Source organism: Ornithinimicrobium panacihumi (assembly GCF_052073805.1).
Taxonomy (GTDB): Bacteria; Actinomycetota; Actinomycetes; order Actinomycetales; family Dermatophilaceae; genus Ornithinicoccus; species Ornithinicoccus panacihumi.
This window is the reverse complement of the sequence record NZ_JBQGWG010000003.1, coordinates 270,586-288,977: the sequence shown is the minus strand read 5'-3', so window position 1 is coordinate 288,977 and position 18,392 is coordinate 270,586. Positions and strand designations below refer to the sequence as shown.

At 70.6% G+C, this 18,392-nt stretch carries 14 protein-coding genes and 2 tRNA genes; 12 read left to right on the top strand and 4 right to left on the bottom strand.

Annotation, left to right across the window (positions count from 1 at the left end; translation table 11 throughout):
* Window positions 1-236: 236 nt before the first annotated feature.
* The 9 genes from dnaA to ACTMMA_RS05150 all read left to right on the top strand — a co-directional run bounded on the left by dnaA (window position 237) and on the right by ACTMMA_RS05150 (window position 13,478).
* Window positions 237-1,748: a chromosomal replication initiator protein DnaA gene (dnaA, locus tag ACTMMA_RS05190; RefSeq protein WP_441189030.1), complete on the top strand. Its 1,512-nt coding sequence runs from the start codon at window positions 237-239 to the stop codon at window positions 1,746-1,748.
* 596 nt (window positions 1,749-2,344) lie between these two features.
* The gene (dnaN, locus tag ACTMMA_RS05185) at window positions 2,345-3,478 is read left to right on the top strand and encodes a DNA polymerase III subunit beta (protein ID WP_441189029.1); all 1,134 of its coding nucleotides are present in this window, start codon (window positions 2,345-2,347) and stop codon (window positions 3,476-3,478) included.
* A gap of 94 nt (window positions 3,479-3,572) precedes the next feature.
* On the top strand, window positions 3,573-4,688 hold the full coding sequence (gnd, locus tag ACTMMA_RS05180) for a phosphogluconate dehydrogenase (NAD(+)-dependent, decarboxylating) (RefSeq protein WP_441189028.1): 1,116 nt from the start codon (window positions 3,573-3,575) through the stop codon (window positions 4,686-4,688).
* A 16-nt stretch (window positions 4,689-4,704) separates the two neighbouring features.
* On the top strand, window positions 4,705-6,006 hold the full coding sequence (locus ACTMMA_RS05175; protein WP_441189027.1) for a DNA replication/repair protein RecF: 1,302 nt from the start codon (window positions 4,705-4,707) through the stop codon (window positions 6,004-6,006).
* Window positions 5,999-6,523: a DciA family protein gene (locus ACTMMA_RS05170; protein ID WP_441189026.1), complete on the top strand. Its 525-nt coding sequence runs from the start codon at window positions 5,999-6,001 to the stop codon at window positions 6,521-6,523. Before ACTMMA_RS05175 ends, ACTMMA_RS05170 begins: the two co-directional genes overlap by 8 nt.
* Before the next feature lie 327 nt (window positions 6,524-6,850).
* Entirely contained in the window at window positions 6,851-8,977 is a 2,127-nt protein-coding gene (gyrB, locus tag ACTMMA_RS05165; RefSeq protein ID WP_441189088.1) for a DNA topoisomerase (ATP-hydrolyzing) subunit B, read from the top strand.
* An 80-nt stretch (window positions 8,978-9,057) separates the two neighbouring features.
* Entirely contained in the window at window positions 9,058-11,868 is a 2,811-nt protein-coding gene (gene gyrA, locus ACTMMA_RS05160) for a DNA gyrase subunit A (protein ID WP_441189025.1), read from the top strand.
* On the top strand, window positions 11,865-12,590 hold the full coding sequence (locus tag ACTMMA_RS05155) for a DUF3566 domain-containing protein (RefSeq protein ID WP_441189024.1): 726 nt from the start codon (window positions 11,865-11,867) through the stop codon (window positions 12,588-12,590). The genes gyrA and ACTMMA_RS05155 overlap by 4 nt, the downstream gene beginning before the upstream one ends.
* 330 nt (window positions 12,591-12,920) lie before the next feature.
* Window positions 12,921-13,478 carry a hypothetical protein gene (locus ACTMMA_RS05150; protein ID WP_441189023.1) on the top strand — a complete coding sequence of 186 codons (558 nt, stop codon included), beginning with the start codon at window positions 12,921-12,923 and terminating at the stop codon, window positions 13,476-13,478.
* A 48-nt stretch (window positions 13,479-13,526) separates the two neighbouring features.
* On the opposite strand, the gene ACTMMA_RS05145 is transcribed toward ACTMMA_RS05150, so the two are convergent.
* Genes ACTMMA_RS05145 through ACTMMA_RS05135 form a run of 3 tightly spaced genes read right to left on the bottom strand, consistent with a single transcriptional unit; the run spans window position 13,527 to window position 15,561 of the window.
* Window positions 13,527-13,760: a helix-turn-helix transcriptional regulator gene (locus ACTMMA_RS05145; protein WP_441189022.1), complete on the bottom strand. Its 234-nt coding sequence runs from the start codon at window positions 13,758-13,760 to the stop codon at window positions 13,527-13,529.
* Between the two features lie 5 nt (window positions 13,761-13,765).
* Window positions 13,766-14,614 carry an ABC transporter permease gene (locus tag ACTMMA_RS05140; RefSeq protein ID WP_441189021.1) on the bottom strand — a complete coding sequence of 283 codons (849 nt, stop codon included), beginning with the start codon at window positions 14,612-14,614 and terminating at the stop codon, window positions 13,766-13,768.
* On the bottom strand, window positions 14,611-15,561 hold the full coding sequence (locus tag ACTMMA_RS05135) for an ABC transporter ATP-binding protein (RefSeq protein ID WP_441189020.1): 951 nt from the start codon (window positions 15,559-15,561) through the stop codon (window positions 14,611-14,613). Before ACTMMA_RS05135 ends, ACTMMA_RS05140 begins: the two co-directional genes overlap by 4 nt.
* A gap of 133 nt (window positions 15,562-15,694) precedes the next feature.
* Between ACTMMA_RS05135 and ACTMMA_RS05130 the strand changes: the two genes are divergently transcribed.
* The 3 genes from ACTMMA_RS05130 to ACTMMA_RS05120 all read left to right on the top strand — a co-directional run bounded on the left by ACTMMA_RS05130 (window position 15,695) and on the right by ACTMMA_RS05120 (window position 16,070).
* Window positions 15,695-15,768, top strand: a tRNA-Ile gene (locus tag ACTMMA_RS05130).
* 44 nt (window positions 15,769-15,812) lie between these two features.
* Window positions 15,813-15,944: a DLW-39 family protein gene (locus ACTMMA_RS05125; RefSeq protein WP_441189019.1), complete on the top strand. Its 132-nt coding sequence runs from the start codon at window positions 15,813-15,815 to the stop codon at window positions 15,942-15,944.
* A gap of 53 nt (window positions 15,945-15,997) precedes the next feature.
* Window positions 15,998-16,070, top strand: a tRNA-Ala gene (locus ACTMMA_RS05120).
* A gap of 202 nt (window positions 16,071-16,272) precedes the next feature.
* Here the strand turns inward: ACTMMA_RS05120 and ACTMMA_RS05115 are convergent.
* Window positions 16,273-18,387 (bottom strand): cell wall-binding repeat-containing protein, encoded by a 2,115-nt coding sequence (locus ACTMMA_RS05115; RefSeq protein ID WP_441189018.1) that lies wholly within the window; start codon window positions 18,385-18,387, stop codon window positions 16,273-16,275.
* Window positions 18,388-18,392: the final 5 nt, after the last annotated feature.

Below are 18,392 nucleotides of genomic sequence, written 5' to 3'. Positions count from 1 at the left end.
GGCGGTCGTGAGCGGCGAACCCGTCATCCTGCGACAACGACCGGACCCCCTGCGTGCGACACGCCGAGGGGTGCAAGAATCGTCCTCCAGGCCACTTGCCCGACCCGCCTCGGGCTTGTTACGGTCACGTCTTCCGCCTCGTCGTCCACCGGTGTATCCACAGCCTGTGGATAACTTGTGTGGACGGCTGGCCCATGATGGGTCTGTTCAGAACCGACGTGAAGGACTGGCACCCCATGACGCAACTGCCCCCGGCAGATACCTCTTCCGTGTGGCAACGCGTCGTCTCCGCCCTCGACGACAAGGGGCTCGCCCCCCGTGAGCGCGCCTTCGTCGGTCTGACCCGCTTCGTCGGCCTCCTGGACTCCACCGCGCTGCTGGCCGTGCCCTACGCGCACACCAAGGACATGCTCGAGACCTCGCTGCGCGAGCCGATCGTCGAGGCCCTGGCCGGCGAGCTGGGCCACGAGGTCCGCCTGGCGATCACCGTCGACGAGGACCTGCGCCGGCAGATCGAGGACGAGGGCAACGGCGACCCCCCGGAGCCGCCGGCCGCGCGTCCCGGCCACCAGGCCGCCCAGGAGACGGACCAGCAGGCCACCTCGAGCACGCAGCAGTCGACCCCCGCCCCCGTGCAGGGCGGCGGGCGGCTCGGCGGGGGCGCCGGGGCCGGGCTCAACGGCTCCGCGCTGGCCTCCGCGTCCGCCTCCGCCGAGGATGCCCGCCTCAACCCCAAGTACACCTTCGAGACCTTTGTCTCCGGCAGCTCCAACCGGTTCGCCCACGCTGCCTCGCTCGCGGTCGCCGAGTCACCGGCCCGCGCCTACAACCCGCTGTTCATCTACGGGGAGTCGGGCCTGGGCAAGACGCACCTGCTGCACGCGATCGGCCACTACGCCCGCAGCCTCTACCCGGGGGTCCGGGTGCGCTACGTGAACTCCGAGGAGTTCACCAACGACTTCATCAACAGCATCCGCGACGACAAGGCCGGAGCCTTCCAGCGGCGCTACCGCAACGTGGACTTCCTGCTCATCGACGACATCCAGTTCCTGCAGGGCAAGGAGCAGACGGTCGAGGAGTTCTTCCACACCTTCAACACCCTGCACAACAGCGAGAAGCAGGTCGTGATCACCTCCGACCAGCCGCCCAAGCTGCTCTCCGGCTTCGCCGAGCGGCTGCGCAGCCGGTTCGAGTGGGGCCTGCTGACCGACGTGCAGCCGCCGGACCTGGAGACCAGGATCGCGATCCTGCAGAAGAAGGCCGCCCAGGAGCGGATGGAGCTGCCCGACGAGGTGCTCGAGCTGATCGGCACCAAGATCACCACCAACATCCGCGAGCTGGAGGGTGCCCTCATCCGGGTGGCCGCCTTCGCCTCCCTGTCCAGCCGCGTCCCCGACGCCGAGCTGGCCGCGCACGTCCTCAAGGACATCATCCCCAGCAGCGACGCCTCGATCACCGCGCCCACGATCATCAACGTGGTCGCCGACTACTTCGGGATCACCCGCGAGGAGCTGTGCGGCACCTCGCGCTCGCGCTCCCTGGTCAACGCCCGCCAGGCCGCGATGTACCTGTGCCGCGAGCTGACCGAGATGTCCCTGCCGCAGATCGGCGAGGCCTTCGGCGGCCGCGACCACACCACGGTGATGCACGCCGAGCGCAAGATCCGCCAGCAGATCGGCGAGCGGCGCGCGCTCTACGACCAGATCACCGAGCTCACGGGCATCATCCGCAAGGCCAGCGTCCGCTGACGCCCACCGACGTCCCCCCTGCTGATGTCCCGGGGTGAATCACCCCGGCCCTGCCGTTGTCCACACCTGTGGATAACCCTGTGCGTTGTTGCTCACCGTTCACCTTCGTCACATCCGGCACGCGCCCGGGTGCCCTCGCGCGCCCACCGCAGGCCTGGGAGCCTGTGCACGGACCTGGGGATGACATGCGGAGAACCGCAGGTCAGGCTGGGGACGAGCGGTAGACGACCAGGACCGGCGTGTGGATCGACCCGGAGCATCCACAACCACGCTGCGGCCACGCACAAGGGTGTCCACCCGAGGTACACAACCTGAACGAGGAGGGGCAGACGCGCTCCGACCTGCAGGAAGAGGGCCGCCGCACAGGAGTTATCCACAGTGTCCACAGGCCCGATGACGACTACTACCTACACTCAGGACCAGAACCTCGCCCCGCGTCCCTGGGGTTGTGCAGGGATGCGGCGCGGACCGAATCACCTCTTCGGCACCCTCCGTGGACGAGGCCTCGCGAGTCGTGACATGCTGCACTTCCGCACGCCTCCAGGACGGAGGCGCCGTGGATCTTGTCATCCGTGTGAGCCGAAAGGCTGTATGTCGTGAAGTTTCGTGTCGAGCGCGATGTCCTCTCCGAGGCCGTGGCCTGGGTCGTCCGTGGCCTGAGCAACCGCCCGCCCGTCCCCGTCCTGGCCGGTGTCCTGCTGACCGCCGACGAGGAGGGCACGCTGACCCTGTCGGCCTACGACTACGAGGTCTCGGCCACCGTGACCGTCGAGGCCGACGTCAGCGAGGGCGGTCAGGTCCTGGTGCTGGGTCGGCTGCTGGCCGACATCGCCCGCAACCTGCCGGCCAAGCCGGTCGAGGTCGCCACCGACGGTGCCAAGGTCCAGCTCACCTGCGGGTCCAGCCGGTTCGCCCTGATCCAGATGCCGGTGGGTGACTACCCGCAGCTGCCGACCCAGGCCGAGGCCAGCGGCACCGTCGCCGGCGACGTCTTCACCCAGGCCGTGCACCAGGTCTCGGTGGCCGCCGACCGTGGCGACACCCTGCCGATCCTCACCGGCGTCCGCGTCGAGATCGACGGCGAGAAGATCACCATGCTGGCCACCGACCGCTACCGCCTGGCGATGCGTGAGCTGACCTGGACCCCCAACACCTCCGACGCCAGCCACGTCTCCCTCATCCCGGCCCGGACCCTGTCCGAGACCGCCAAGTCCCTCGGCGCCGCGGCCTCGGTGAACGTGTCCTTCGGCGACGGTCAGCGCTCGGACGGCCTGGTCGGCTTCGAGGCCGGTCAGCGCCGTACCACCACCCGCCTGCTCGACGGCGAGTACCCCAAGGTCACCTCGATCTTCCCGACCTCGGTGGACACCGTCGCGGTCGTCGACACCCACGAGCTCACCGACGCCGTCCGCCGCGTGGCGCTCGTCGCCGAGCGCAACACCCCGGTGCGCCTGCGCTTCACCGACGGCCAGGTCTCGATCGAGGCCGGCACCGGCGACGACGCCCAGGGCAGCGAGGCCGTCGCGGCCACGCTCGAGGGGCCCGAGGTCGAGATCGCCTTCAACCCGCAGTTCCTGCTCGACGGGCTGGGCGTGCTCAACGCCCCGTTCACCCGGCTGGCCTTCACCCAGCCCTCCCGTCCCGCGGTCCTGTCCGGCCAGGCCGAGATCGACGGCGAGTCCGACGAGAGCTACCGCTACGTGCTGATGCCGGTCCGCTTCGCGGGCTGACCCACGACGGCCGGCCACCCCTGCCGCCGCGCACCACCCGACCCGAGCCACCCCATACCCGTCAGAATCCCGTCCCCACGAGGAGCATCACGACATGAAGATCGGCATGATCGGCCTGGGCAAGATGGGCGGCAACATGCGCGAGCGGCTGCGCCGTGCCGGGCACGAGGTCGTGGGCTACGACCTGGACGAGTCCCTTCGCGACGTCGACAGCCTCGAGGCGATGGTCGAGGCGCTCGAGTCCCCGCGCGTGGTGTGGGTGATGGTCCCGCACGGCGACCCCACCCGCTCGACCGTCGAGACCCTCGGCGAGCTGCTCTCCGAGGGTGACCTCGTCATCGAGGGCGGCAACAGCAAGTTCACCGAGGACGTCGAGCTCGACGCCATCTTGGCCCCCAAGGGCATCGGCTACGTCGACTGCGGCGTCTCCGGCGGCATCTGGGGCCTGGAGAACGGCTACGGCCTCATGTGCGGCGGCCGCCCCGAGCACGTCGAGATCGCGATGCCGATCTTCGACGCCCTCCGTCCCGAGGGACCCCGCGAGGAGGGCTTCGTCCACGCCGGCGACGTCGGCGCGGGCCACTACGCCAAGATGGTGCACAACGGCATCGAGTACGGCCTGATGCACGCCTACGCCGAGGGCTACGAGCTCCTCGCGGCCAAGGACATCGTCAAGGACGTCAAGGGCTGCTTCCAGGCCTGGAGCCGGGGCACCGTCGTGCGCTCCTGGCTGCTGGACCTGTCGGTCAAGGCCCTGGACGAGACCCCTGAGCTCAAGGGCATCAGCGCCTACACCACCGACTCCGGCGAGGGCCGCTGGACCGTCGAGGAGGCCATCGAGATGGCCGTCCCGATGCCGGTCATCAGCGCCGCGCTCTTCGCCCGCTTCGCCTCGCGCCAGGAGAACTCCCCCGCGATGCAGATGGTGGCGGCGCTGCGCGGCCAGTTCGGCGGCCACGCCGTCAAGATGCTCGACGACCCCGACCTCGACGAGGGCCAGGTCGAGGTGCACCAGGGCGCCGAGCCCAAGCACGACGGCGGCGAGCGCGTCGGCGACCCTGACAGCGGCGACAGCCCGGACGCCGGTCAGGATGGCGCTGGTCAGGCTGGCGAGCGCGCCGACGACGCGGGACCGTCCTCGGGCTCCGGGTCCACCGAGGGTGGCGCCGGTCCGACCTCCGGCTCCGGCGACGTCGACGGTCAGGGCTGAGGCGGCCGACGCCGCCGTGCACCTGAGTCGTCTCGAGGTCACCGACTTCCGCAGCTATCCGGCCGCCGAGGTCGAGCTCACGCCGGGCGTGACCGTGCTCCTGGGCCGCAACGGCCAGGGCAAGACCAATCTCGTCGAGGCCGCGGGGTATGTGGCCACGCTCGCCAGTCATCGCGTCGCCCAGGATGCACCTCTGGTCCGCGCCGGCGCCGACTCGGCCTTCGTGCGCACCACCGTGGTCCGCGAGGGCCACGAGTCCCTGGTCGAGCTGGAGATCATCCCCGGCCGGGCCAACCGCGCCCGCCTCAACCGCTCGCCGGTGACCCGGCAGCGCGACGTCCTGGGGACCCTGCGCACCGTGCTCTTCGCGCCCGAGGACCTGGCCCTGGTCAAGGGTGACCCGTCCGAGCGGCGCCGCTTCCTCGACGACCTGCTCGTCGCGCGCCAGCCCCGGTGGGCCGGGGTGCGGGCCGACTACGACAAGGCCGTCCGGCAGCGGGGTGCCCTGCTGAAGTCGGCCTCCCACCTGTGGCGCGAGCCGGGACGAGGACGCCGCAAGGGTGAGGGCCCGCGGCTGGCTCCCGGCCAGACCCTCGCGGAGGCGCGGGAGTCCGCGCTGGCCACGCTGTCGGTCTTCGACGACCAGCTGGCCCAGATCGGCGGCGCCCTGCTCTACGCCCGGCTGCGGCTGCTGCGCGACCTGCGGCCCTACCTGACGGAGGCCTACCGGACGATCTCCGACAGCGAGGCGGTGGCGGACGCCGCATACCGCAGCAGCCTGGCCGAGGAGCACCCGGTGGCGCGGGCGGTGGCGGCCGGGGAGGTGCCGGAGCAGGACGAGCTGGTCCGCGCGATCCTTGACTCGATCGCCCGGGTGCGCACCCAGGAGCAGGAGCGGGGCGTGTGCCTGGTCGGGCCGCACCGCGACGACCTGGCGCTGATCCTCGGCGAGCTGCCGGCCAAGGGCTACGCCAGCCACGGGGAGTCGTGGAGCCTGGCGCTGTCGCTGCGGCTGGCCGGCTTCCACCTGCTGCGCCACGACCTGGGCACCGACCCGGTCCTGGTCCTCGACGATGTCTTCGCCGAGCTGGACTCGGGACGCCGCGAGCGGCTGGCCGACCTCGTCGCCGACTGCGAGCAGGTGCTGGTGACCGCCGCCGTGGCGCAGGACGTGCCGGGCCGGCTGCTCGCGGGTGAGGGGCGGATCCTCGACGTCGTGCTCGGCAGCATCTCGCCGCGAGGGCCGCTCGAGGGTGGAGCGCCCGAGGATGGAGCGCTCGAGGGTGACGTGACCGACGGTGAGCCGCTCGATGAGTGACGAGCCGGGCGCCCCCGACGCGGACGACCCGCTGCACGCGGCCCGCGAGGCGCTGGGGCGGGCGCGACGGTCGGCCCGCGCGCGTGGTCTGCGCCCAGGAGCGCCCGCGGGCGCGGGGCGCCGCCGGGCCGTGGGCCAGCCCCCACCGGAGGAGCGGGACCGCCGCGAGCCCAACCCGGTCGGCCGCGAGATCGACCGGCTCGTCTCCAGCCGGGGCTGGGCCGGCGAGGTCCAGGTCGGTGCCGTCATCGGCCGGTGGCCAGCGATCGTCGGCGAGCACGTCGCGGCGCACGTCGAGGTCGTCGCCTTCGAAGGCACCGTGCTCACCGTGCGGGCGGCCTCCACCGCCTGGGCCACGCAGATGCGGCTGCTCCAGTCGACGGTGCTGGGCAAGATCGAGGATGAGGTCGGGGCCGGCGTGGTCACCGAGATCATTGTCCACGGCCCGGCCGGCCCCAGCTGGCGCCGGGGACCGCTCTCCTCGGGCGGGCGGGGACCGCGCGACACCTACGGCTGAGGTCTGCGGGACGTCACGGACGCCCACGCCCGAGCTCTTCACGCCTGGCCCGGGGTGGGAAGGTCAGAAAGGCCGCTGAGGGCCCTCGGAGGCCTCGGTCGCGTGCAGGGGATGGGAACTGCGGCTGTTCTCCTGCCAGATCGGCCATGAAAGGCCGAAAACAGGCCATCAGATGCGGTTTCGGGGCGGCCCAGCGGGTAACATAGACCTGTTGCCCATTTTCTCGTGCGCGCCCGCGCGCGCGGGACACGCACAGCCGACCGACCACGACGACCAAGGAGCACCGTGCCTGCGAACGGACCTGAGAATCCGGAGGAGCAGCCGGCGATGCCGGAGCTGCCGGAGGCCACCCCCGAGCAGGGCGACCCGGAGTCGTTGGCCACCGCCAGCGCCTACGACGCCTCGGCGATCACCGTCCTCGAAGGCCTGGAGGCGGTGCGCAAGCGCCCGGGCATGTATATCGGCTCCACCGGCGAGCGCGGTCTGCACCACCTCGTCTGGGAGATCGTCGACAACTCCGTCGACGAGGCCCTGGCCGGGTATGCCAACCGGATCGACGTGACGATCATGGCCGACGGCGCCGTCCGGGTGAAGGACAACGGGCGAGGCATCCCCACCGACATCCACCCGGTCGAGAAGAAGCCGGCCGTCGAGCTCGTCCTCACGCAGCTGCACGCCGGCGGCAAGTTCGGCGGCGGGGGCTACAAGGTCTCCGGCGGTCTGCACGGCGTCGGCTCCTCGGTCGTCAACGCCCTCTCCGAGCGCTTCGACGTCGCGGTCCGCCAGCACGGCCACGTCTTCCGCCAGACCTACCACCTGGGCGTCCCGCAGGCGCCGCTGTCCAAGGACGAGGCGATCCCCGAGGAGGAGACCGGCACCACGGTCACCTTCTGGCCCTCCAAGGACATCTTCGACACCACGGTCTTCGACTACGACACGATCAAGTCCCGCTTCCAGCAGACGGCCTTCCTCAACAAGGGCCTGACGATCACCCTCACCGACGAGCGCCCCCGCGTGGCGGCGCCGGCCGACGCCCTCGACCTCGACGAGGACGAGGTGCTCGAGGACGACGAGAGCGTCGAGACCACCGACGTGACCGAGGCCGTCGACGCCGGGGAGGCCGAGGGCGAGGCCCAGGTCGCCAGCAAGCCGCGCACCGTGACGTTCATGTACGAGAACGGCCTGCTCGACTACGTCACCCACCTCAACAAGAGCAAGCGCTCCGAGCCCGTGCACGACGAGGTCATCGCCTTCGACGTGACCGACCCCGAGCGGATGCTCGAGCTCGAGGTCGCGATGCAGTGGACCAGCGCCTACACCGAGTCGGTCCACACCTACGCCAACGCCGTCAACACCCACGAGGGCGGCACCCACGAGGAGGGCTTCCGCGCCGCGCTGACCCGCCTGGTCAACGACTTCGCCAAGGAGCACAAGCTGCTCAAGGAGAAGGACCCCAACCTCACCGGCGAGGACATCCGCGAGGGCCTCACCGCCGTCATCTCGGTCAAGCTCGGCGAGCCGCAGTTCGAGGGCCAGACCAAGACCAAGCTCGGCAACTCCGAGGTCCGCAGCTTCGTCCAGTCGGCGATGAGCGACCAGCTCGGCCACTGGCTCACCGCCCACCCCCGTGAGGGCAAGGCCATCATCGGCAAGGCCGTCCAGGCCGCGCACGCGCGGATGGCGGCCCGCAAGGCCCGCGACGCCACGCGACGCAAGGGCCTGCTGGAGTCCGGCGGCCTGCCCGGCAAGCTGCGCGACTGCCAGTCCAACGACCCGACGATCTCCGAGGTCTTCATCGTCGAGGGTGACTCCGCCGGCGGCTCGGCCGTCCGCGGCCGCAACCCGCACAACCAGGCGATCCTGCCGATCCGCGGCAAGATCCTCAACGTCGAGAAGGCCCGCCTGGACAAGATCCTCATCAACCAGGAGGTCAAGGCGCTGATCAGCGGCTTCGGCACCGGGATCGGCGAGGACTTCGACATCTCCAAGGCGCGCTACCACAAGATCGTGCTGATGGCCGACGCCGACGTCGACGGCATGCACATCCGCACGCTGCTGCTGACGCTGCTCTTCCGCTTCATGCGTCCGCTCATCGAGGCCGGCTACGTCTACCTCGCCCAGCCGCCGCTCTACCGCATCAAGTGGACCAACGCCGAGCACGAGTTCGCCTTCACCGACCGTGAGCGCGACGCCCTCGTCAAGGCCGGCCTGGAGAAGGGTCGCCGTTTGCCCAAGGACACCGGCATCCAGCGCTACAAGGGTCTGGGTGAGATGGACTACACCGAGCTGTGGGAGACCACGATGAATCCCGACACCCGCGTGCTCCTGCGCGTCTCCCTCGACGACGCGGCCGCGGCCGACGAGATCTTCTCCGTGCTCATGGGCGAGGACGTCGAGTCCCGCCGCAACTTCATCCAGCGCAACGCCCGCGACGTGCGCTTCCTCGACATCTGATCGGTATGCGGTGCCACGCACCCGGGTGCGTGGCACCGCATACCCCCACAATCTTGTGCCTGAACTGACCAAGGGAACCCATGGCTGACGACGAGACCCCCGACGACATCACCCCCGACGACACCACCTCCGGCGACCTCCCCGACGAGGCCACCGAGGAACTCGACGGCGACGAGGTGGCCGAGCAGGACGCGGAGAACCCCGACCCCACGTTCGCCCCCGTGGACCGCAGCCCCGGTGAGACCGACAAGGTCGAGGTCGTCGACCTCAACGCCGAGATGCAGAAGAGCTACATCGAGTACGCCATGAGCGTCATCGTGGCTCGTGCGCTGCCCGACGTGCGCGACGGCCTCAAGCCCGTGCACCGCCGGGTGCTCTACGCGATGTACGACGGCGGCTACCGCCCCGACCGCGGCTTCAACAAGTGCGCCCGCGTCGTCGGCGACGTCATGGGCAACTACCACCCGCACGGCGACAGCGCGATCTACGACGCGATGGTCCGGCTCGTCCAGGACTGGTCGCTGCGCTACCCGCTCATCGACGGGCAGGGCAACTTCGGCACGCCGGGCGACGACCCCGCCGCGGCCCCGCGCTACACCGAGTGCCGGATGGCGCCGCTGGCCATGGAGATGGTCCGCGACATCCGCGAGAGCACCGTCGACATGGTCGACAACTACGACGGCAAGAACAAGGAGCCGTCGGTCCTGCCCTCCCGGTTCCCGAACCTGCTGGTCAACGGCTCGGCGGGCATCGCGGTCGGGATGGCCACCCAGATCCCGCCGCACAACCTGCGCGAGGTCGCCGCCGGCGCCCAGTTCCTCCTGGACAACCCCGACATCTCCAAGGAGGAGCTGCTCGAGAAGCTCATGGAGATCATCCCCGGGCCGGACTTCCCCACCGGGGCGCTCATCATGGGCAAGAAGGGCATCGAGGAGGCCTACCGCACCGGCCGCGGCTCGATCATCATGCGCGCCGTGGTGGAGATCGAGGAGATCCAGGGCCGCACCTGCCTGGTCATCACCGAGCTGCCCTACCAGGTCAACCCCGACTCCCTGGCCCGCAAGATGGCCGAGCTGGTCAACGAGGGCCGGGTCACCGGCATCGCCGACCTGCGCGACGAGACCTCCGGCCGCACCGGCCAGCGCCTCGTGGTCGTCCTCAAGCGCGACGCGGTCGCCAAGGTCGTGCTCAACAACCTCTACAAGCACACCCAGCTGCAGCAGACCTTCGGCGCCAACATGCTGGCCCTGGTCGACGGGGTGCCGCGCACCCTGCCGCTGTCGGCCTTCATCCGGCACTGGGTCGAGCACCAGATCGACGTCATCGTCCGCCGCACCCAGCACCGGCTGGCGGAGGCCGAGCGCGCGATCCACGTCTACCGCGGCTATCTCAAGGCGCTGGACGCCCTGGACGAGGTCATTGCCCTGATCCGTCGCAGCCCGTCGGCCGAGCAGGCCCGCGAGGGGCTCAAGGAGCTCCTGGGCATCGACGACGACCAGGCCATCGCGATCCTCAACCTGCAGCTGCGCCGCCTGGCCGCGCTGGAGCGTCAGGAGATCCAGGAGCGCCACGACGCGCTGGAGGCCCAGATCATCGAGTTCGAGGCGATCCTGTCCTCGCCGACCCGGCAGCGGGAGATCATCTCCGAGGAGCTGGCCGAGATCGTCGACAAGTACGGCGACGACCGCCGCACCCAGATCGTCCCCTACGACGGCGACATGTCGATGGAGGACCTCATCACCGAGGAGGACGTGGTCGTCACGATCACCCGCGGTGGCTACGCCAAGCGGACCCCGGTGCGGGAGTACCGCGCCCAGAACCGTGGCGGCAAGGGCCGGCGCGGCGCCGCGCTGCGGGCCGACGACGTAGTGGAGCACTTCTTCGTCACCAGCACCCACCACTGGCTGCTGTTCTTCACCAACTCCGGGCGGGTCTACCGGGCCAAGGCCTACGAGATCCCCGAGGGCGGACCCACCGGCAAGGGTCAGCACGTGGCCAACCTGATGGCCTTCCAGCCCGGCGAGCGGATCGCCCAGGTCCTGGCCATCCCGGACTACGACGCGGCCCCCTACCTGGTGCTGTCGACCCGCAACGGCCTGGTGAAGAAGACCCGCCTGACCGACTACGACTCCCCGCGCAGCGGCGGCCTCATCGCCGTCAACCTGCGCGACGGCGACGAGCTGGTCGGGGCGGCCCTCACCTCCGCCGAGGACGACATCCTGCTCGTCTCGCGCAAGGGACAGTCGGTGCGCTTCACCGCCACCGACGAGGCGCTGCGCCCGATGGGGCGCGCCACCTCCGGGGTGACGGGCATGAAGTTCCGCGCCGAGGACCACCTGCTCTCCATGTCCGTGGTCCCGCAGGGCGAGGACCCTTTCGTCTTCGTGGTGTTCGAGTCGGGCATGGCCAAGCGGACCCCTGTCTCGGCCTACCGCGTCCAGGGACGTGGCGGCCTGGGCATCAAGGTGGCCAAGGCCAGCGACAAGGGTGGTGACCTCGTCGGCGCCCTGACCGTGGACGAGGGCGACGAGGTCATGGTCGTCATGGAGCGCGGCAACGTGACCCGCTCCCGGATCGACCAGGTCCGGGTCACCGGGCGCGACACCTCCGGCGTCATCTTCGCCACCCCCGGCAAGAACGACTCGATCGTGGCCGTGGCCCGCAACATCGACAACGGCGAGGCCGACGAGCTGATCGAGGAGGCCCTCGACGGCGCGGATGATGTTGCAGGTGGGGCAGATGGCGTACCGTCGGAGACGTCCACGGACGTCACCGACGCCCAGGACATGACCGACGACAAGTCTGACGACAAGTCTGACGACAAGTCCGATGACCAGCCCGACGACCAGTCGGGCGAGACCGACGAGACCACTCCCGGAGGCGATGCATGAGCACGGACGGGCAGAGCACCGCCTCCGCCGAGGCCACGGAGTCCACGGAGTCCCCGGCAGGATCCACCGCAGACTCCTCGACCGGGAGCTCCTCGACCGGGAGCTCCTCCGGCGAGGGCACCGGGATGCGGTCGACGGCGGCGGCCATGAAGGACGGCGCCATGGCGCGCACCGCCCAGGGCCGCGATCTCGCCGCCCGCAAGGCCCGCGCCCTGCGCGGCGCGACCGCGGGCCTGGCCTCCGGCTCGGCGGCTGGCGCGAGTGCCGGTCGTGGCCAGGGCGCCCGCCCCGCCGCCCGCCCGGGATCGACCGCCCGCACCGGCAGCGGCCAGCGTGCCCCCCGCCGCGGAGGCCCGCGTCGGGTGCGGCTGACCGCCCAGCGGATCGACCCGTGGTCGGTCCTGAAGATCAGCTTCCTGGTCTCGGTCGCGCTCGGCATCGCCGGCGTGGTCATGGTCGGCGTGCTGTGGACGGTCCTGTCGGGGATGAACGTCTTCTCGATCATCAGCGACTTCCTCACCAAGGTGACCAGCGGTGAGGCCGGTGGGCCCTCCTTCGAGCTCATGGACTACCTCGGCCTGAGCCGGGTGCTGTCGTTGGCGGCCGTCATCGGCGTGCTCAACGTCTTCCTCCTGACGGCGCTGGCCACCCTCACCGCCTTCCTCTACAACATCTGCGCGGCGCTCGTCGGCGGCGCCCAGCTGACCCTCTCCGACGAGTGACCCCCTTCGACGAGTGACCCTCTCAGACGAGCGAGGTCGGGGGCCGCTCCCCGCGTAGATCCGCTCTCTCGCACGCCCGAAAACCCTGCTCCTCGCCCCCTACGGGTTTGCTCGCTGACAGCGAGCAAACCCGTAGGGGCGTTGATGGCCCCTGCGCCCTGGCCCGAAGAGTCCCGCAGACCCCGCCGTTCCCCGCTGGCCATCGATCCCCGCGATCGGGCGAGTCCCTGCGGCGCACTTGTCCACAACCACACAGGTCTTCCACAGGTCATGCACAGCGCCCTCCTCAGCGGGTGACGACCGTGGCCAGCCCGCCTCACCATGTCAGCCATGAGCACTGATGATGGGCAGAGATGGCCCCGATATGGCGTCCTGGCGGCTGTGTATGCGGCCGAGCTGCGGCGGCTCCGTCCGGGCGTGCCCGTGGTGGCCGGCAGGGGTCGCGTGCACCCCACGTGGTGCGACGCGCTCGTCGAGGCCCGTGGGACCGCAGACGTCATCGCGATGATCCCGGTGGCCGTCCGCCGCGGGAGAGCCGTCGCCAGAGTGTCCCAGCGCGCCGCGGCCCTGTGCTGGCGTCTGACCCTGTCGACGATCATCCGTGCCGAGAAGGATCCGGCCCAGCTCAAGCTGGGGGCCGTCCTGGACGTGCTGCACGCCGCTGGCTACGACCTGCAGGTGGTCGGTCCGGGAGGAGCGCTCACGGGCGCCGAGCTGCGCCCCGACGAGGCACTGGCACGGACCGCCGACGGCCGCAGGCTGCGGGCCCACGCCCCGACCGCCAGGTTGACCCGTGAGCCGCGATGGCTGGCCGAGACCGGGCAGACCTTCCTCGAGCGCGGGCCGCACTGGACCAGCGAGCCGGCGCCGGGACGCTATCCGGCCTGACCGGCCACCGGCTGGACGGCTCCCAACGGCCCAGGGCCGACTGCGCGGTCAGCTGCCCAGCCGGGGGAACTCCTCGAGGGAGAAGACCACTTCCACCGGGACCTCGAAGTAGCGTGCCAGGCGCAGCGCGAGGTGCAGGGAGGGGCTGTACTCGCCCCGCTCCAGGTAGCCCACGGTCTGGTAGTGCACCCCGAGCGCCTCGGCGAGCTCACGGCGGGAGATCCCTCGTTCGGCGCGCAGCATCGCGATCCGGTTGTGGACCTGCTCTGGCGTCGGCGTCATCGAGGTCAGTATCCCTTGCTGAGCACGCGGTCCCGGGCCGCAGCGACCGTGCTGCCCGACTGGCGCCGCGCCATCCGACGCAGCAGGACCGGGGCGACGATCAGCCCGACCACGGCCCAGGCCAGCAGGATCAGCAGCGCCAGCCCCAGCCGGAACTCACCACCGAGCTCGGCCGCAGCCGCCTCCGGCGGAAGCAGCACCGCGCGGAAGGCGTGACCGATCCAGTAGAGAGGTGTCGCCTGGCCCAGCCACTGCAGCCACCCTGGCATCGCGCTCAGGGGAAAGAAGAGACCCGACAGGGCGGCCAGCGCATAGATCGCCATCATCGACCACACCAGACCCATCATGGTCTTGAAGACCGAGCCGAGCACCGCACCCCAGGGCATCATCGCGGCGACCGAGAGCAGGAAGAGCACCACGAAGAGTGCCCAGTCAGCAACGCTGGACGGCATCTGACCGGGCAGCATCAGCACACCGGCGACGACCATCGGCAGCACCGGGATCAGCGCGTCGAAGGGCGTGATGAAGAGCTTGGCGACCAGGTGACCCGTCATGCCGTGGGGCACGGCCTTGGCGCGCAGCAGGGTGCCGTCCTCCCGCTCCGTCTGCAGCTCGGCCGAGATGCCGATGACGGCCGCCGCGATGACGCTGAAGGCGAGGAAGCCGGCGAAGAGGAACCCTCCGGCCATCACGGCCCCGTCGATGAAGTCGAGATCGCGGACGAACCACAGCACGGCGATGAAGATCACCGACGTGATGATCGTGCCGATGCCGCCCGCGGCGGTGTACTTGCGCAGCAACGTCGTGCGGGCCTGTCGCAACGAGGCCCTCAGCACGGTCGTGGGGATGCTCATCGGGCCACCTCCGGGTTGTGGGTCGTCGCGGTGATCTCGTCTAGTCCGCTGAGGTCCTCCCCCGACTCGGCACGGCGCACGATGTCGAGGTAGACGTCCTCGAGCGAGGCGGCGCGCACCTCCACGACCTGCACCTCGCCGGGACGGGTGGTCAGGACCTGGGTCAGGTATGCGGTCGGATCGGGATCGGCGTGCACGCTCACCTCCCCCGTGGTCAGGTCACGCAGGCGGACCTCGCTGGAGCGGGAGAGGCGGGTGCGGAGGGCGTCGGGGCTGCCGTCGGCGACGATCCCGCCACCGGCCAGGATGAGGAGCCGGTCGGCGACCTTCTCGGCCTCGGCCAGGTCGTGGGTGGTCAGCAGGATGGTGGTGTCCAGGTCGACGAGGTCGGCGATGAGCTCGTGGACGTCCCGGCGACCGGCCGGGTCCAGTCCGGTGCTGGGCTCGTCGAGGAAGAGCAACTCGGGGCGGCCGACCAGGCCGACGGCGACGTCGAGCCGACGACGCTGTCCGCCGGAGAGCTTGTCGATGCGGTGCGTGGCGTGGCTGATCAGGCCGACCCGCTCGAGGAGATCGTCGATCGGCCAGGGTCGCGGCACGGCGTCGGTCGAGTAGGGCCGGTAGTAGGCGCTGATCACGTCGAGCAGTTCGCGCACCTGCCAGGTGCCGTGGTCGCGCCAGCTCTGCAGGACGACGCCGACCCGCGAGCGCCAGGACTCCGGCGCCGTGGCCGGGTCGACGCCGAGGACCTCGACCTGCCCGCCGGAGCGCCGGCGGAAGCCTTCGAGGATCTCCACTGTCGTCGTCTTGCCCGCGCCGTTGGGGCCCAGGAGGGCCACCACCTGCCCGCGCGGGATGTCCAGGTCGATGCCGTCCAGCACCACCTTGTCGCCGTAGGACATCGTCAGCCCCCGGGTCCTGATCACCATCTCCCCTGTCGTGGTCATGTAACTGAATGTAGTACAACTACTACGTACTGTGCAAGAAGTTGTGCAAGGAGGACCGGCGGCGGTGACGCGATTTTGGAGAGGGTGCCAGGGGTGGGGTAATCTCGGTCCTCGCGTGTGAACACGCGGGATCGGGCCTATAGCTCAGACGGTTAGAGCGCTTCCCTGATAAGGAAGAGGTCACAGGTTCAAGTCCTGTTAGGCCCACCGACCACCCCAGCTGCCCAGTAGAACGACCTACGGAGACAGTCATGAAGCGCCTCATCGTCCTCGCAGCCGCCGCCGTCGGCCTGGCCGCCCTGAAGAAGATGCAGGACCAGCAGGCCGAGCGCGACCTCTGGGCGGAGGCCACCGACGACGTCGGGGCCACCCCCGGCCAGTGAGCAGCTGCCCGATCACCAACTGAATACCCCGCCCGGTTTCGACCGGGCAGCACGGGGGCGTGGCGCAATTGGTAGCGCATCTGCTTTGCAAGCAGAGGGTTGTCGGTTCGAGTCCGGTCGCCTCCACCCGTGGTCAGAGGCCTTTCCCGCCCAGCAGGAAGGGCCTTTGACGTCCCCGCAGACGTGCCTCTTGGCCCCTACGGGTTTGCTCGCTCCTGGCGAGCAAACCCGTAGGAGGCGGACAGCGTGGTCGCCGAGATCGACGTAGTCGCCGAGATTGCCGAGATCGACGTGATCGACAGATGTCAGAAGGCCTGTGGCCCCTCGATCAGCAGCTGGTCGAGCCGGCCTGCCACTGCAACGAGTTCGTCCCTCCGGCGAGCACGGTCAGGGAGACCCCGAGCGCGCCCATGGCCGACCCGACGGAGGCCGGGCGGCAGGACTGCTTGACCAGCAGCACAGGGGCGTTCCGGCGGGCCGCCGCCTGCGTCCCGGTCATCGCGTCCGCGGGAGCGGTGCCGGCGGCGACCACCGCCGCACCCGCACTGCCGAAGGCGTCCCTGGCCACCGCGGCGCTCACGGCATAACGGTCGGCTCCGCCGATCCGCTCGACCCGCGCGGAGGGCACGATTGACCGCAGGCGGGTGAGGACATCGTCGGTGACCGTGGTCGGCCCGCCGAGCACGACCACCCGGGACGGGCCGATCTCCCGCAGCCGACGCTCGGTCGCCCACGGCACGACCTCCTTCTTGGTCAGCAGCATGGGTGCGCCCTTCACCGCGGCGGCGGCCGAGCCGCTCAGCGCGTCCGTCTGGGTGGCCCCGCTGGCGACGTAGACGGTGCCGCCCAGGGTGGGGAGCCGGGTGCTCAGGTTTGCGGCGAGCGAGTAGCGGTCGGCGCCGGAGATGCGGCGGACCGTGTAGCCACGTGCGACCAACGCGGCCCGGACGTCGTCGGTGACGGTCGCCGTGCCACCGACGATCACGACCTCGCGGACGCCGAGGGCAGACAGGGCCTGGTAGGTCGTGGACGGGACGCTGCTGCTCTTGGTGAGAAGGACCGCCGAGCCGCTGCGCGCGGCTACCGGGCCGACCCCGAGGGCGTCGGCCAGGGCGTATCCGCCAGCGAGGTAAGCGGTGCTGGTCCCCTGGGGGAAGGCCTCCCGCGCCATGCCCGCAGCCACGGCGTAGCGGTCGGCCCCGCCGACGCGGTGCGCGGCGGTCCGCCTCGCGAGCTGCTCGGTGGCGATCTTGACCCGGAGCTGGTCCATGATCGCGATGAGGTTGATGCCCGGGCACAGGGTGTAGTCGACGTCCTTGTGCCCGTGGAAGATGGGCAACGTCCGCGTCCACCCACGGGTGCGGTTGTAGTAGCTGCGGGTCTCTCGCACGTCGGCGCCGTGGGTGTTGAGCACCCAGGCCGCCGACGCCGCGATGGAGGTGTGCTGCGAGCTCTTGACCGGCTGCGTCTCGTGGTCGCCGATGACGCTCAGCCCGAACCAGTCGGTGTTCATCCCGACGGCGTGGGCGCCCTGGACATTCTTCTCCAGCCCGCCGTCACGGCCCTCCCAGACCCGTCCGTGCTGGTCGACGAACATGTTGTAGCCGATGTCGCCCCAGCCCAGCGTGCGCGCGTGGTAGTTGTGGATCGATCGCAGCGTGGCCGGCACCTCTTCCGGGTCGTAGACCGGCGCCGTCACCGTGTGGTGCAGGGTCACGCCCAGCTTGGAGGTGCTGGAGATGATGGGGGTGTCGCGGATGCTGCGGTCCACGCCCCAGTCCTCGCGGGTGCCGATCGGCAGCGTCTTGGACGTGCTCGAGACGGGCGGAAGGGCGGCCACCCGGGCGATGTCATCACTGGTCACGGCGTTGGTCCAGGTCTCGACCCGGGCCGTGGCCACCTGACCGCTGAGCTCGACCTGCACGTCCTCGGCGTCGACGACGACGGTCGCGTCGGTGGCCCAGCGCCCGTCGCCGTCATCGGTGCCGTCCGCCGGGATCGACTCCCCCAGGCTCTGCCACGGCCCCCACTCGCCGCCCTGGCGGACGCGCACGCTGGCGGTCGCCCCGCTGGTCACGCCCGTGACCGGGTCGACGACGGCCGCCTCGCCCTCCCAGACCAGCCCGACGACGGTGACGCCTTCGGGGGTGTCGACCTCCGCCCGCAACGTCGGGTCTGCGGTATCCGGTAGCTCACCGCCCGAGATCTCGGCACCGCCGGAGGTGGTCGGGACTGCGTCGGCGGATCCTGTGGTCAGATCGCTCAGCGGCGCCTCGACCGCTCCGAGCTCGGCGCTGCGATGGGTCGCCTCGGTGGACGCCTCGGTCGTGCCGGTGGTCGTGGTCTCCGTCGTGGCCAGTGCGGGGGCGACGGGACCGGCTCCGGCGGTGGCAGGCGTGGCCGAGAGGACGGCGGCGAGCAGGGCGGAGAGCGGTCGGGACATGGGGG